Below are 15,295 nucleotides of genomic sequence, written 5' to 3' on the forward strand. Positions count from 1 at the left end.
CATCGTCCCGCTTCAGCGCTCGCCCGACCGAAGGCGAGGCAAGGGAGGCAAGAATGTCGACGACACCAACAACGATCGTTCCGATCGAGGATACGAGCCTGACCGGCTTCTACAGGGACATGACCGTCCCGGAGAAGCGCACCTTCTGGGCTTGCGCCACCGGCTGGGCCCTCGATGGCATGGATTTCATGATCTATCCGCTGGTGATCGGCACGATCATCCAGCTCTGGAACGTCGATCCCGGAACCGCGGGGCTTGCTGGTACGGTGACCTTGCTGGCCTCGGCCCTCGGCGGCTGGGGCGCGGGCTATCTCGCCGACAGGATCGGCCGGGTGCGGACGCTCCAGTTCACGATCATCTGGTTCTCGTTCTTCTCGCTGCTCTGTGCCTTCGCACAGAATTTCGACCAGCTCCTGATCTGCCGCGCCTTGCTCGGCCTGGGCTTTGGCGGCGAATGGGCGGCTGGCGCCGTGCTGATGGGCGAGACCATCCGGGCGCAATATCGCGGCCGCGCCGTGGGCTCCGTGCAATCGGGCTGGGCTGTCGGCTGGGGGCTCGCGGTGTTGGCGCAGGCTGCCCTGTTCTCCTATTTGCCGCCCGAGCAGGCCTGGCGCTGGATGTTCGCGATCGGTGCGCTGCCGGCGCTGCTGGTGCTCTATCTGCGCGCCTATGTGAAGGAGCCCGAGGTCGCAGCCGAAACGCGCGCCAAGGTCGCCGCCAAGGGTGAGAGCCCCTCCATCCTCGAAATCTTTCAGGGCCCGATCCTGAAGGTCACGGTTCTGGCCTCCCTCGTCTCGATGGGCTGCCAGGGCGGCTATTACGCCATCACCTTCTGGGTGCCGCGCTTCCTGACGACCGAGCGCAAGCTTTCGATCGTGAGCTCGACCGGCTATCTAGCGGCGCTGATTGTGGGCTCCTTCGCCGGTTATCTCGTGGGGGCCTGGTATGCCGACAGATTCGGCCGCAGGAACCTCTTCCTCGTCTTCTCGCTCGGCGCGATTGCGATCGTCGCGGCCTATACGCAATTGCCGCTGTCGAACGAGGTGCTGTGGGTGCTCGGCTTCCCGCTCGGCTTCTTCGCCTCCGGTTACTTCTCCGGCATGGGCGCGTTCCTGACCGAGCTCTATCCCACAAGACTGCGCGGCTCGGGCCAGGGCTTCTGCTACAACTTCGGACGCGGCATGGGGGCGCTCTTCCCCTTCCTGGTCGGCTATCTCTCGCAGACCACGACGCTCGCCAACGCGATCTGCATCTTTGCCGTCATCGCCTATGTGGTGTTCTTCGCGGCGGCCTACGCCTTGCCCGAAACCCGCGGAAAAGTGCTCCATGCCGATGCGTGAGACCGATTCCAGCCACCATCCCGCCCCGGCTTGTCCGGGGCCGGACCCGCATCCACATGGGCCGAGGCGTTATCGCGTGCCGCCAGGCGCGGTCGACAGCCACGCCCATGTCATCGGCCTGCCGCCGGCCTATCCCTTCGTGGACAGCCGCAGCTACACCCCGCCGGAAGCCACGGTGGAACGCTATCTTGCCATGCTCGACGCCACCGGGATGAGCCATGGCGTGCTGGTCCAGGTCAGCGTGCATGGCACCGACAACCGATTGACCGTCGAGACCCTGAGGGCCCATCGCGACAGGCTGCGCGGCATCGCCGTCATCCCGCTCGGCCTGCCCGACCGCGATCTTGCGGAGCTGAAGGAAGCCGGCATTGTCGGCCTCAGGCTCAATATCCTCTATGGCGGCGGCATAGGCTTCGAGCAGCTCGATGCCTATGCGGCGCTCGCGCGGGAAATGGGCTGGCATCTGCAGTTCCTGATCGATGCGCGCGATCTTGTCCCGCTCGCACCAAAGCTGGGGAATCTGCCGGTTCCCTTCGTGGTCGACCATTGGGGCCATTTCCCGGTCTCGCGCGGCCTCGACGATCCGGGCTTCCAGACGCTGCTCTCGCTCCTGCGCGATGGCGGCTGGGTCAAGCTCTCGGGCGCCTATCGCAACAGCGTCGAGGGGCCGCCCTATGCGGACACCATTCCCTTCGCCCGGCTGCTGCACGAGGCGGCGCCCGAGCGCTGCGTCTGGGGCTCGGACTGGCCCCATGTCGCGCATTGGCAAGCGATGATGAATGTCGGCGATCTGCTCGACCTCCTGGCCGAGTGGGTGCCGGACGAGGCGGCGCGCAAGCGCGTCTTCGTCGACAACGCGCATAAGCTTTATGGCTTTGCGGGCGTGGTTCCGGGCGGGTCTGCTGGGGGTTGAGCCGCCGGGAGAAGGACCTGGATCGGTTCGGCCCCAGCGCTGGCCGAACCGATGAGGGATTTCTGTCTGAATACTCCCTGAGCCCTCATCCTGAGGAGCCATTCCGCAGGGAATGGCGTCTCGAAGGATGCTCCAGGAGGCTCCCCTGCAAGCTGGAGCATCCTTCGAGACTAAGCCTGCGGCGCTCCTCAGGATGAGGGCTTGGGGGGCGATGGGCTCTTAAAAAGCCTTTTCAGCGCACGCCTTCCGCCAGGAACGCCACCGCCGCCGCGACGCCGCCGCTGCCATGGGGGATGTCCTTGGCCTGCAGCGTCATTTCGACGGCGCCGAGCGCGCCCAGCACCATCGGCGCGTTGACATGGCCCATATGGGCGATGCGGAAGGCTTTTCCGGTCAGGTCGCCGATGCCGAGACCCAGCGTCACGCCGCAGATGTCGCGGGCATGGTTGGTGATCGTCGCGGCCTCGACGCCTTGCGTCAGGATCGTCGTCACCGAAGGCGCGCGCTGCGCGGGCTCCGGGATGTTGAAGGCGAGCGCCTGACCCTCGATCCATTTCGACACCGCGGCATGGGTCGCGCCGGCGAGCAGTTCATGGCGCTTCCAGACCGCTTCCAGCCCCTCAGCCAGGATCATGTCGAGCGCGGCGCGCTGGCCGAAGAGCAGGTGCTCCGGCGCTGTGCCGCAATGCTTCATATAGGCCAGCGTGTTCATACGGGAGGACCAGTCCCAATAGAGCGTCTTCATCGTGGCGGTCTGATGGGCCTGCATCGCCTTCTCATTGGCTGCGACGAAGGCGAGGCCGGGCGAGGACATCAGCCCCTTCTGCGAGGCCGACATCGCGACGTCGATGCCCCAGGCGTCCATCTCGAACGGCATGCAGCCGACCGAGGCGACACCGTCGACCATGAACAGGGCGGGATGCTTTGCTGCGTCCAGCGCCTTGCGCACCGCCGGCACGTCGTTGACGACGCCCGAGGCGGTGTCGATCTGGACCATCAAAACGGCCTTGATCTCGTGCCTTGTATCCTGCCGCAGACGCTCCTCGACGGCGGCGGGATCGACCGCGCGGCGCCAGGTACCGGCGAGAACCTCGACATCGGCGCCCATGAAGCGCGCCATCTCGCCCCAGCCAACAGCGAAGCGCCCGCTCGCCAGCACCAGCACCTTGTCGCCGCGCGAGAGCACATTGGTCAGCGCCGCCTCCCAGCCGCCATGGCCGTTGGCGGTGTAGATGAAGGTTTCGCCGGTGGTGCGGAAGATCTGCTTGAGGTCGTCGAGCACTGACTCGGTGAGGTTGACGATCGAGGCCGAGCTGAGCTCCTCGGCCGGGCGCATCATCGCCTGGAGAACCCGGTCGGGAATATTGGTCGGGCCTGGAGTCGCCAGGAAAGCCCGGCCGTTTGCGACGCTCATCTCGAAATCCCCAATATCTTGCCCGGCTGTCCTGGCGCGCAGGGCCGATGATTGGCGATGGCCTTAGAGCAGGATGCGGAAAAGGGGAAACCGGTTTTTTGCATCGATTTGCTCTCTTTTTGTGATGAGAGCCGGATTGCGCGCGGACGCCGCAGCGCAATTATTCGCGTCACGCAGGGCTGGAATGCCGGGACGGCAGGGGCGTCCGCATTCGCGAGCCGACGAAGGGACGCGGACGCGTGAGGATGGGCTGTTGCTGTGTGCTGCAAATGCAACAATTCGCAACAATGGGCTAACGGAAGAGCAGGCCTCCCGGGGTTCGCGGCGGTTTGTGTCTGTTTGTCATAAAACTCATGTCTGGCCCGGTCATGAGCCGGACTGACCTATCGGAATTTCCGATCGGGTTCGTCCCGAAGAGCTGCGCTGTTTGCTCGTCCGAAGAGCCGCTCTCTCAATTCGATCTGGAGCCTCTGCGATGAGTTCTGCCGCGATGTGTGCTGCCCGCAATGCGCGCGTTTCCTTCACATCACGTCGTCGCGCGCTGTTGTGCAGCACGGCGCTGGTCGCGGCCGCGCTGGCAATGTTCGAGGCGCCGGCGGCCATCGCCCAGACCTTCACGGTCACTACCGGGACGACCGACAACACCGCCAAGACGCTGAACGGAACGCAGACCGGAACCGTCGAGGCGGGCGGCACCCTGAGCATCTCGGGCGCGACCGCGGCAGTGACCTGGAACAACACCGTCTCCCCCAATGTGATCCTGACCAACCGGGGCACCATCGAACAGACCGGCACCGGGCGCGCCTTCGATTCCTCGGGCGGCACCCTGACGCCGCGCAACCTCACCTTCACCAATGAGGCGGGCGCGATCCTGCGCTCGGCCCAGAACGACGCCTTCCGCATCAACACGGCGGTGACCGGCAGCACCATCCTGATCGACAATGCCGGGCTGATCCAGGCGGGCGGGACCGGCTATGCGGGGCTCGGCCAGGCGCTCGATTTGCGTGCGATCACCGCGACCTCGGGCAACAGCATCAGCATCGTCAACCGCGCGACCGGTATCATCGAATCCCTGACCGATGACGCGGTCAGGCCGGGCCAGGCGACCTCGATCAGCAATTCCGGGATCATCCGCAGCTTCGGGGCCAACACCTCCGGCGGCGCCAACGGCACGGCTGATGGCATCGACGCTGGCGGGCGCACCGGCATCGTGGTCACCAACAATGCCGGCGGGCTGATCTCGGGCGCGCGCCACGGCATCACCGCCGATACCGATATCACGGTGGTCAACCTGGCCGGCGGCACGATCATCGGGCGCAACGGTTCCGGCGTCGGCTCGGACGGCACCGGCACGGTGACGAATTACGGCACCATCACCGGGGCCTATGCCGGGGTCGGCAACATCTTCAATTCGGACGGCACCGCTTCGGTGAACGGCGATGGCGACGGCGTCGATATCGACCTGATCGGCACGGTCCGCAATTTCGGCATCATCCAGGGTACCGGTGCCGGCGGCGTCGATTCCGGCGGCCGCACCAACGGTTCCGAAGGCATCGCGATGGGCGGGGGCCTGATCGAGAACGCGGCCGGCGCGCTGATCTCCGGGGCGACCAGAGGCATCCTCATCGATGACGGCGCCAATGGCTCGGCCTATGGCGCGATCACCATCAACAATGCCGGCACGATCCAGGGCCTTGCCGGTTCGGGCGTGACGATCGTCGGTAATTTCGCCAATTCGGTCACCAATTCCGGCCTGATCTCGGGGACGGGTTCGGAGCCGGCGCTGTTCTTCAACGGCAATGGCAACAACACCGTCGTCAATACCGGCACGATCTCGGCAAGCGGCAGCGGCCCCGCCATCCAGTTCGGCGACGGCAACAACAGCCTGACCAGCTCCGGCAAGATCACGGCCGCGAGCGCGGCCGGCACGGCGGTGCTGTTCGGCAACGGCAACAACAGCGTCACCATCCAGGGTGGCAGCATCACCGGCAATCTGACGGCCGGCAGCGGCAGCAACACGCTGAATTTCGCGCTGGGCCAGGGTGGGGTTTTCACCCTCAACGGCAATATCAGCGGGTTCGCGACGACGGCGATCCAATCGGGCGAAGTGCATGTCAACGGCACGATCAGCGGCTCGTCGGGCCTAAGCGTCGGCGCGGGCGGCATTCTCGGCGGCAACTCCACCTTGCCGAGCGTCACCATCGCCAGTGGCGGCACGATCTCGCCCGGCAACTCCATCGGCACCATCACGATCAACGGCAACCTGACGCTGAGCGCGGGCTCGACCACCGTGATGGAAATCCAGGGCGCGGCCGCCGACCGCATCAACGTCAGCGGAACCGCGGCAATTGCCGGCACGTTGCGGCTCGTACCGCTGGCCGGCCCCTATGCCTTCCGGACGAACTACACGCTGATCTCGGCGCAAGGCGGCCGTTCCGGCAGCTTCGCTACGGTGGACACGCAAGGCTCGTTTGGCCCCGCGATCCGGACGAATGTGACTTATACCGGCACGGATGTGGTGCTGAGCCTTGATCCCAACGCCATTCTCTCGGTGGTCGGAGCTACGCCGCTCAGCCGCAATGCGCTCGGCGTCGCTGCGGCCTTCGACCGGGCCGTCGCCGGCGGGGCCGATCCGTCGGCCTATTTCAACCTCTACAACACCCAGGCCGGCGCCCTTCCGGGTGCGTTGAATTCGCTGTCGGGCGAGGTCCACACCAGCGCCAACACCATGGCGGTCCAGGCGTCCGGCCAGTTCCTGGGCATGATGCTCGACCCCTTCGCCAATGGCCGCGACGGCACGCTGGTCTCGGCCGCTGAGGCCGGCCTCGGCGCGGCTGCGTTCTCCGCCAGCCGCAGCGCAGTCGAGCTGCCGAGTGGCAAGGGGCCGCGGCCTGTCCTGCGCGAGGCGCCCAGGACCTATCGCGTCTGGGGCGCTGTGGCTGGCGGCTCAGCCCGTCTCGATGGCGACACTGTGGCGGGCTCGGCCCGCAACAAGACCTCCGACGGGCATGTCGCTGTTGGCGTCGATGTCGCGATCCTGCCCGGGACGATCGCCGGCATCGCGGTCTCGGGCGGCCAGTCGGATGCGACGCTCGGCAACGGCATGGGCTCGGCCACGGCCGATGTCTATCAGGCCGGTCTCTACGGCATGACCCGGTTCGGGGCGTTCAGCCTCAATGCGTCGGGCGCCTATTCGTCCCTGCAGGTCGAGACCAAGCGGGCGGTGCCGGTGCTCGGCGTCAATTCGGTCAAGGGCTCGTATCGGGCGGAAAGCTGGAGCGGGCGGCTGGAAGCGGCCTGGGCCGCCGCGACCTTCGCCGGCGTCACCTTGTCGCCCACAGCCGCGGTCCAGGCGCAGAGCGTCAGGACGCCGGGCTTCACCGAGACGAATGGCTTCACCGGCGCGGCCTTCGGCGTGACCTCGCTCGGGCGCACCAACAGCACGGTGCGCAGCGAATTGGGCGCGAAGCTCGACCTCGATACCGTGCTGGCCGGAGCGCAGGTCAATCTCTACGCCAAGGCGGCCTGGGCGCATTACTATGTGCGCGATGCGGGCTTCTCGGCTGGTCTTGTCGGCCTGAGCGGCGCGAGCTTCGTCACCGAAGGGGCAAAGCCCGCGCGTGACGCGGCGCTGCTAAGCGTCGGCGCGGATGTGAAGCTCAGCTCGCAGATGAGCCTGGGCGCGCGCCTCGACAGCGAATTGTCGTCGAGCACGACCAGCTATGCCGGCTCGCTGAGGCTGCGCTACGCTTTCTGAGGGTTCGGAACTGCGGCCCGGGCCGGTTACGCGACCGGCCTGGCCGTGCAGCCTCAGTTGCTGATCTTCGGCAGGCGGCCGATGATCTTCTGACGGCCATCGACGACCTCGGCGAGGAAGCTCTCGCGCTGGACGTCGCCATTTTTGTCGAAGGTGGTCTCCATCAGGATGCCGGGCTCGTCGGCGGGCGTGATGGTGGCGCCGTGCAGCGTCGCGGCGAGCTTGGTCGGCTCGAACTTGCCTTGCTTCTCGGTTGCCCATTTCACGGCATGGACCGCCATATAGCCCTTGATGCCGTTATGGTCGGGCAGGAAGTTGAAGCGCGCCTGGAAGCGCTTGCCGAACTCCTGCAGGGCCGGGATCGGGGCGTCGATGGTCTGGCCGACATGGCCGCGCACGCCCTCGGCCGCTTTGCCGGCGAGCTCGATCACCTTGGAGCTCAGGATCGTGGTCTCGCCGATGATCGGTTTGCCGACCTTCTGGTCGTTCAGGGCGACGAGCAGGCGGGCGCTCTCCTCCTCGTTCAGATAGACGAAGACGGCATCGGCCTGGATGTTCTTGATCTTGATCGCGTCATTGGTGAAATCGGCCTGGCCTTGCTCGGTCGAGAGATCGACGGCGACCTTGATGTCGCGGCTCGCCAGCTCCTTGACGATGGCATCATGGCCGCCCTTGCCGAAGTCGTTGTTGACCCAGACCACGGCGACCGACTTCGCCTTGACCACGTCCTTGAGATAGGCCGCGATCTTGGGCATCGCCGCCGTCTGGCTGAGCGAGGTGCGGAAGATGAAAGGGTTGCCCTGCTGGGTGTAGGCTGCGCCGTCGCCGGCCGCGAGCTGGGCGATCTCGGCGCGCTGCGCCACCTGCATCGAGGCCAGGATGGAGCCAGTATAGACCGGGCCGAGCACGGCATGGGTGCCCTCGTCGATGGCGCGTTGGACGGCTGCGCGCGCATTGGCCGGATTGGTCTGGGTGTCGTAGGCGACGAAGTCGATCTTGCGGCCGAGAATGCCGCCCTTGGCGTTGATCTCCTCGACGGCGAGCTCGATCCCGCTCTTCCAGTTGACGCCGGCCGTGGCGCCGGGGCCGGAGAGCTCGGCGATGGTGACGAGCTTGACCTTGTCCTGGGCGAGCGCCGGCGATGCGGTGGCGAGCACAGCCGCCAAAGCGGCCGCCTTCAGCATGAGCTTCATTGGATCCTCCCGAGATCACAGTGGCCTTGAATGGCTCTGGTCACGATCATAATCGGTAGGACACTGTATGCAAGATGGATCTGCGTATAGTTGGTGTCGTTGGTGGTGCGATTGGGCTAGTCAGACCGTCGCTTGCCGATTGGGGTAGGGCGATTGCAGTGAGGCGCTGTGTCTGGGAGCGCGTGCCCTCAGCCGGCGCTCGCGCGGCGCAGGACATCGCCATAGGCGTCCCGGGCGCGCAGGATGTGCTGGCGCAGGAGGCCGTCGAGATCCGCCAGGCGGCCATTGGCGAAGGCCTCGACCATCAGGCGGTGCTCGCTCATCGAGCGGGCCTGCTCGCCTTCAAGCGGCACCGAGAGATGCGTGCGTAGCGCCGCGACCCGGCCCGAGACGCTGCGATAGGCATTGCCGAGATAGCGGTTGCCGCAATGCAGGAAGAAGATCTCGTGGAAGCCGGTATCGGCGCGGGCATAGTCATGGCGCGTGCCGCTGGCCTGGGCTGCATCCATGGCCGCGATCGCACTCGTCATGCCGTCCAGCGTCGCCTCCCGCGCCGTTGCCAGGCATTCGCGCAGCGCGTTGGTCTCCAGCATGAAACGGAAGGTGCAAAGCTCGGCGACATCGTCTGCCGTCGGCGCAAAGACGAAGGTGCCCTTCTTCGGCACGATGGTGACGAGGCCCTGGAGCTGGAGCCGGGCCAGCGCCTCGCGCACCGGCGTGCGGCTGACGCCGAGCGCGCTGCTCAGCGCATCCTCCGAGAGGGCCTCGCCGAAGCGCATCTCGGCATCGATGATCGCCTTGCGCAGGCGTTCCTCGACGATGGTGACCAGCGATTTCGGCTGCTGGACCTTGAAACGCCTGATCGCCTTCATGCTCGTCACGTTTCCCTCCGCGATTCGACGCCGGTATCAGGCATAATGCTCGCGGCCGAGAAAGGCTTCATAGCTCGGCAGGTCGAGCATGTTGGCCTCCAGGCCGCGCGTGGTGCCGCTGCGCTTCAATTCGCGGGCGAAGGCGGTCATCATATGGGCGTAGGCGAGGGTGGAGGAGACGGGATAGCTGAGGAGTTTGAATCCGATGCGGCCGAACTCTTCGGCGTTAAGTGAAGGCACGCGGCCCTCGACATAGTTGAACATCAAGGGCGCCTCGATCTCGCGCAGGGCCTGGCGCATCTCGTCTTCCGATTGCAGCATCTCCAGCAGGACGAGATCGGCCCCGGCCCGCGCATAGGCCTTTCCGCGGGCGATCGCCTCGTCGAGGCCCAAAGGCAGGCGCGCATCCGAGCGGCCGATGATCAGGAAATCGGGATCGCGCCGCGTCGCGACCGCGATGCTGATCTTTTCGGCGTGCTCCTCGCGCGAGACCAGGGCAAGGCCGGCCATGGCGCCGCAGCGCTTGGGCGTGACCTGGTCCTCGAGATGGATCGCGGCGACGCCGGCGGCCTCGTATTCGGCGACCGTGCGGGCGACGTTGTTGAGATTGCCATAGCCGGTGTCAGCGTCTGCGATGACCGGAACCGGGACGGCGGCGGCCAAGGCGCGTCCGCGCGCCACCATTTCGGTCATGGTCAGGAGGCCGATATCGGGCGCGCCGATCAGGCTGGCGGAGAGGCCGTTGCCAGTCATGTAGACCGCCTCGAAGCCGGCCTGCGCGATGGCCCGCGCGCCGATCGCATCATGGCAGCCGGGGGCGACGATGAGGCCGGGCTGGCGCAGCCTGTCGGCGAGGGAATGGCGAGGGCTCACGGCAATCTCCGTCCTGTATGCAAGATACAGAACCTTGCACGAGACGGGCTTGTATGCCAGTCCTCGGTGACGCCGGGACGGGCTGCAGCCGCGCCCGCCCGCGCCCGTTTCGACCCAAGCCCGTTTCGATCGGAGACGCCGCCGTGACAGCCGCCCTGCCAGCCTCGCGCTCCCTCGATACGGCTCCTGCGGCGGGCGGGCTCGCTCCGGCGCTGGCGGAAGCGCTGCACGCGCTGCTCGGCCCCCGCTTCTCGACCTCGCTGGCCGAGCGCGAGCATCATGGCCGGGGCGAATCCTACCATACCAGCTGCCCGCCCGACGCCGTGTGCAGGGCGCAGTCGACGGAAGAGGTGGCTGCGATCGTGCGGCTTTGCGCTGAGCACGAGACCCCTGTGATCGCCTTCGGCGCAGGCACCTCGCTGGAGGGCCATATCGCGGCCTTGCATGGCGGGGTGAGCCTCGATCTCTCCGGCATGACGCGCATCCTGGCGATCCGGCCGGAGGATTTCGACGCGACGGTCGAGGCCGGCGTCACCCGCCAGCAGCTCGATGCGGCGCTGCGCGATGTCGGGCTGTTTTTCCCGGTCGATCCGGGAGCCGAATGCACGCTGGGCGGCATGGCGGCGACGCGCGCCTCGGGCACCAATGCGGTGCGCTATGGCACGATGCGCGAGAATGTGGTGACGCTCACCGTGGTGATGGCCGATGGGCGCATCATCAGGACCGGCGGGCGGGCGCGCAAATCCTCGGCCGGCTATGATTTGACCCGGTTGTTCGTCGGTTCGGAGGGAACACTCGGGATCATCACCGAGGTGACGCTGCGCCTGCACCCGCTGCCCGAGGCCGTCTCGGCGCTGGTCTGCTCCTTCGCCACGGTGGCGGGCGCGGTCGAGGCCGTGACGGCGGTGATCCAATGCGCCGTGCCGGTGGCGCGGGTGGAGCTGGTCGATGCACGGGCGATCGCGGCGGTGAACCGGCATTCGAAGCTGGAGCTGGCGGAGACGCCGACCTTATTTTTCGAATTGCATGGCAGCCCCGCCGAGGTCGAGCAGCAGGCCAGGGCGGTGGAGGGGATCGTCGGCGAGCATGGCGCGACGCATCTCGCCTGGGCGACCGACCCTGATGAGCGGCGCCGGCTCTGGCGCGCCCGTCACAACATCCATTACGCGCTGCAAGCGATGCGTCCGGATGCGCGGATCTGGAGCACCGATGTCTGCGTGCCGATCTCGCAGCTCGCGCCATGCCTTGCGGCGACGCAGGCCGATATCGAGGCGGCGAGCTTCTATATCGGCACGGTCGGCCATGTCGGCGACGGCAATTTCCATCTCGGCCTGGTGATCGATCCGAATTCGCCGGCCGAGCTGGCCGAGGCGAAGCGCTTGAACGAGCGCCTGATCGAGCGTGCCATCGCCTGCGACGGCACCTGCACCGGCGAGCACGGCATCGGCTATGGCAAAGCGCAGTTCATGGAGCGCGAGCATGGCGAGGCGGTCGACGTCATGCGCGCGATCAAGCAGGCGCTCGACCCGCTCGGCATCCTCAATCCTGGCAAAGTCCTGCCTGGCAAGCTCCTACCCGGCAAGGTCTTGCCGGCGGCGGTGCGAATCTGAACGGGGCGGCTGCGGGCCCCGGTAAAATCGAATCACGAATTCCGGGGACAACCCTAGTGAAGGCTCTTGAACAAAACAAGAACATCGTTGATAGTGGCGTCACGGATCGGTAGGGTCCGGCTCCGGTCGATGGCCGGTTTCGATGTGCGCAGGAAATGGAGCCTCTCATGGCTGGTAGCGTCAACAAGGTCATTCTGGTCGGCAATCTCGGGCGCGATCCCGAAGTGCGGCGTCTCGGCAGCGGCGAGCCCGTGGTCAATCTGCGGATCGCCACCTCCGAAACCTGGCGCGACAAGCAGTCGGGCGAGAAGAAGGAGCGCACCGAGTGGCACTCGGTCGTGATCTTCAACGAGAACCTCGCCAAGGTCGCCGAGCAATATCTGAAGAAGGGCTCGAAGATTTATATCGAGGGCCAGCTCCAGACCCGCAAATGGCAGGATCAGTCGGGTGTCGAGAAATACACCACCGAGATCGTGCTGCAGCGCTTCCGTGGCGAACTGACCATCCTCGACAGCCGGGGGCAGGGCGGTTCGGACGAATATGGCGAAAGCGGCGGCGCGATGGAGGATCGCTCGGGCGGCGGCAGCTCCTTTGGCCGGTCGAGCCCGATGGGCGGCGGCAATGCACCGCGCCAGCCCGCCATGGCGGGCGGCGGTGGTGGCGGTGGTCGCTCATCTTCGACCCATCTCGACGACGATATTCCGTTCTAGCGAATACCTATGCCGAGTATGTAAGGAATAAGGCACTAAGGCGTTGTTTTACAACGCCTTTTTGCTTTTTTACGAACATCTGTCGTTTAGAGCCGGTTTCAGATCGTGCGGAACTTTCGCATTTGTATGAAATTTCAGCAGTGTCGCACGTTGTCTGCGGGTCGAAATTGATTGGGAAGAGCGATTGGTTCGTCCGATCCGACCCACGGCGCGCAGCGGGATCATGGCGCGCTTGAAGCTTGCTTCGCCGGTCAGGAATTGTGCATAGGCGGCCCGTGACTTCGGGCAGCACATCGACGTCTCCGAGGCCATGATCCACGTCGCAATGGTCAGCCTCGCCGTGTCAGCCAATGAGCTCAATCTCAAACGGACTCTGAGGCGGCCGAGGCGCCTCGCCGTCAGCGAAAGGCGCTCGGAGGCAGCGGCGGCGCCTCATTGAGCAGCGTGATCGCCACCCGTCGGTTCGGCGAGAGGTAGGGATTGTCGGGGAAGACCGGCTCGGTGTCGGCGCGTCCCACCACGGAGATGAAGCGGTCGTTGGGGAGCCCGGCAACCGACAGGATCTCGCGCACGGCGAGCGCACGCCCGGCGGTAAGGCTCCATGGATCGACACCCCGCTCCGAGCCCGGGCGCGCCGCGGCCGTGTGGCCGGTGACAGACAGGCGGTTGGGCAGCCGGCGCAGGGTGGGCGCGATCGCCGCCAGCACGCGACGGGTGCGCTCGTGCGGCTGGACCGAGCCCTCGGCGAACATGGAGCGGCCGTCCTGGTCCATGAGGGAAACGTTCACCCCCTCCTTGGTCGGCTCGATCATGATGTTGCGCGAGAGCTCGGCAATTTCGGGCATGTTCTGGAGCGCCTGCCGGAGGCTGGCTATGGCGCTCTGGTTGTCCTGCTCGCGGGCAGCCGGGCGGTTGACCTCGCGGTCGCTGGTGCGGCCCGAATTGGCCTGACGCGCTCCGTCCTCCTTGGTGGGGCCCATCGCCGCGTCGCGGGGCGCCGACGACTTGCTGCCTGACGTGTCCAGGGCGGTGCCCCACAGCATGCCGCCAGCGCCACTGGTGCTAGGACTCACGGCCGTCGGCGCGAAGTATTCCGCCAGGCCGATCTTCTGCTCCTGGGTCGTCATGCTAATCAGCCACATCAGCAGAAAGAACGCCATCATGGCGGTCACGAAGTCCGCATAGGCGATCTTCCAGGCCCCGCCATGGTGCGCATGAGCGGCCTTCTTGACCTTTTTGATGATAATCGGCTGGACGGGGTTGGACATCGGTTCCCTACTGGAGATTGGGTCAGATCTAGGCGGGCAGACCGGCGGTTGCCGCTTCCACTTCGCTGAAGCTCGGCCGGACGTCGCTAAACAGAGCCTTGCGGGCAAATTCTACCGCCATCACCGGCGGCTGGCCGCCGATATGGGCGAGGAGACCCGCCTTGAGTGAAAGGTAGTATTTGGATTCCGCCTCGAAGAGGCTCCTAAGCGACTGCGCCATGGGCCCGAAGAAGCCGTAGGCGACGAAGACGCCGAAGAAGGTGCCTACGAGCGCGCCGCCGATCAGATGTCCCAGCACCTCCGGCGGCTCTTTGATCGCCCCCATCGTCTTGATCACGCCGAGCACGGCGGCGACGATGCCGAGCGCCGGTGTTCCGTCGGCGAGCGACTGCATGGCCGCAACGATACGCTCCTGCTCCTGGTGGTGCGTCTCCAGTTCCTCGTCCATGAGAGCGTCTATCTCGTGGACGTTGTTGGCGCCCTGCGTCAACATGCGCATGTAGTCGCAGACGAACTCGACGGCGTGATGGTTCGCTGCAAAAGTCGGGAAGGCGTTGAACAGCGTCGATTCGCTCGGATTTTCAATGTGCTGCTCGACCGCGAGCATGCCCTTCTGCCTCACAAGCTTGTATAAGGAATACTGCATCCCCAGCAGTTCGACATAGCATTCCTGCTTGTATTTTGGGCCCTTCACGAGCGTGCCGAGCATGGCAGGTACGGCCTTGAGCACCGGCCCGGTGTTGCCGATGACGAAGGCGCCCATCGCAGCACCGAGGATGATAACAAACTCGAATGGCTGCCAAAGGACCTCGAGGTGGCCACCCATAGCCGCGTAGCTGCCGAAGACGCAGGCGAAGACGATGATTGCGCCGACGATGAGCCGCATGATTTGCCATCCTTGCGCCGCAGCAAATACAGCCAGCGCGAAGCCACTACTGGTCTGGCGAATTAACCGATCAAGGTTAACGGCGAGTTCAGAGCCATGGGCCGCAGTTCTGTAAGCGTCTTCCGCCGGCCACTGCTTTGAGGCTTGGGGCGGCAGAGCAGGCCCAGGGGAGAAATCGGCGAGTCATGAGCTTCCCCCCAATCCCGGGGATCGGCGTCCAAGACGAGGTCCGTTTCTCGGGCTTATCGACGCTGCGCCGCTTTTGCGCTCGTTGGATCGGCCGGCGGGAGCGCTTATGTCGTTGCCGATACATGCCTTTTCGCCTTCCTTGCGATTTTCCGTTCGTCTCTTCCCTTCTAGGCCGGTCCAGTCTCCGAGCGGCGTGCGAAGTCGGCTTTTTGCTTAGGCAAGCATTCAAAACGGGCGGTTCGGACGAGGTCCGGTCCGCTCGTTTTTTTT

Annotated in this window: 11 protein-coding genes; 5 read left to right on the top strand and 6 right to left on the bottom strand. The window is 65.7% G+C overall.

What is annotated here, in order from left to right; all coding sequences use genetic code 11:
* Positions 1–53 precede the first annotated feature (53 nt).
* Together RMR04_RS11820 and RMR04_RS11825 are read left to right on the top strand one after the other, a co-directional pair.
* Positions 54–1,340, top strand: a complete 1,287-nt coding sequence (locus RMR04_RS11820) for an MFS transporter (RefSeq protein ID WP_311914810.1) — start codon at positions 54–56, stop codon at positions 1,338–1,340.
* Positions 1,333–2,253, top strand: a complete 921-nt coding sequence (locus RMR04_RS11825; protein WP_311915807.1) for an amidohydrolase family protein — start codon at positions 1,333–1,335, stop codon at positions 2,251–2,253. Before RMR04_RS11820 ends, RMR04_RS11825 begins: the two co-directional genes overlap by 8 nt.
* A gap of 232 nt (positions 2,254–2,485) precedes the next feature.
* On the opposite strand, the gene RMR04_RS11830 is transcribed toward RMR04_RS11825, so the two are convergent.
* The gene (locus tag RMR04_RS11830) at positions 2,486–3,667 is read right to left on the bottom strand and encodes a pyridoxal-phosphate-dependent aminotransferase family protein (protein WP_311914811.1); all 1,182 of its coding nucleotides are present in this window, start codon (positions 3,665–3,667) and stop codon (positions 2,486–2,488) included.
* 475 nt (positions 3,668–4,142) lie between these two features.
* On the opposite strand from RMR04_RS11830, the gene RMR04_RS11835 reads away from it, so the two are divergent.
* On the top strand, positions 4,143–7,424 hold the full coding sequence (locus tag RMR04_RS11835) for an autotransporter outer membrane beta-barrel domain-containing protein (RefSeq protein ID WP_311914812.1): 3,282 nt from the start codon (positions 4,143–4,145) through the stop codon (positions 7,422–7,424).
* A 53-nt stretch (positions 7,425–7,477) separates the two neighbouring features.
* Here RMR04_RS11835 and RMR04_RS11840 read toward each other — a convergent pair whose 3' ends face one another.
* The 3 genes from RMR04_RS11840 to RMR04_RS11850 form a co-directional block, all read right to left on the bottom strand.
* Positions 7,478–8,617, bottom strand: coding sequence for an ABC transporter substrate-binding protein (locus RMR04_RS11840; RefSeq protein WP_311914813.1), 1,140 nt, complete (start codon positions 8,615–8,617; stop codon positions 7,478–7,480).
* A gap of 188 nt (positions 8,618–8,805) precedes the next feature.
* Positions 8,806–9,489, bottom strand: a complete 684-nt coding sequence (locus tag RMR04_RS11845) for a GntR family transcriptional regulator (RefSeq protein ID WP_311915808.1) — start codon at positions 9,487–9,489, stop codon at positions 8,806–8,808.
* Between the two features lie 36 nt (positions 9,490–9,525).
* Complete coding sequence (locus RMR04_RS11850) at positions 9,526–10,362, bottom strand: isocitrate lyase/PEP mutase family protein (protein ID WP_311914814.1); 837 nt, start codon at positions 10,360–10,362, stop codon at positions 9,526–9,528.
* A 143-nt stretch (positions 10,363–10,505) separates the two neighbouring features.
* On the opposite strand from RMR04_RS11850, the gene RMR04_RS11855 reads away from it, so the two are divergent.
* The gene (locus RMR04_RS11855; protein ID WP_410492235.1) at positions 10,506–11,972 is read left to right on the top strand and encodes an FAD-binding oxidoreductase; all 1,467 of its coding nucleotides are present in this window, start codon (positions 10,506–10,508) and stop codon (positions 11,970–11,972) included.
* Positions 11,973–12,139: 167 nt separating this feature from the next.
* Entirely contained in the window at positions 12,140–12,682 is a 543-nt protein-coding gene (gene ssb, locus RMR04_RS11860; protein ID WP_311914815.1) for a single-stranded DNA-binding protein, read from the top strand.
* A 398-nt stretch (positions 12,683–13,080) separates the two neighbouring features.
* On the opposite strand, the gene RMR04_RS11865 is transcribed toward ssb, so the two are convergent.
* The gene (locus RMR04_RS11865; RefSeq protein ID WP_311914816.1) at positions 13,081–13,950 is read right to left on the bottom strand and encodes a flagellar motor protein MotB; all 870 of its coding nucleotides are present in this window, start codon (positions 13,948–13,950) and stop codon (positions 13,081–13,083) included.
* Between the two features lie 28 nt (positions 13,951–13,978).
* The gene (gene motA / locus RMR04_RS11870) at positions 13,979–14,836 is read right to left on the bottom strand and encodes a flagellar motor stator protein MotA (protein WP_311914817.1); all 858 of its coding nucleotides are present in this window, start codon (positions 14,834–14,836) and stop codon (positions 13,979–13,981) included.
* Between the last annotated feature and the right edge of the window lie 459 nt (positions 14,837–15,295).

The organism is Bosea sp. 685, assembly GCF_031884435.1.
Taxonomy (GTDB): Bacteria; Pseudomonadota; Alphaproteobacteria; order Rhizobiales; family Beijerinckiaceae; genus Allobosea.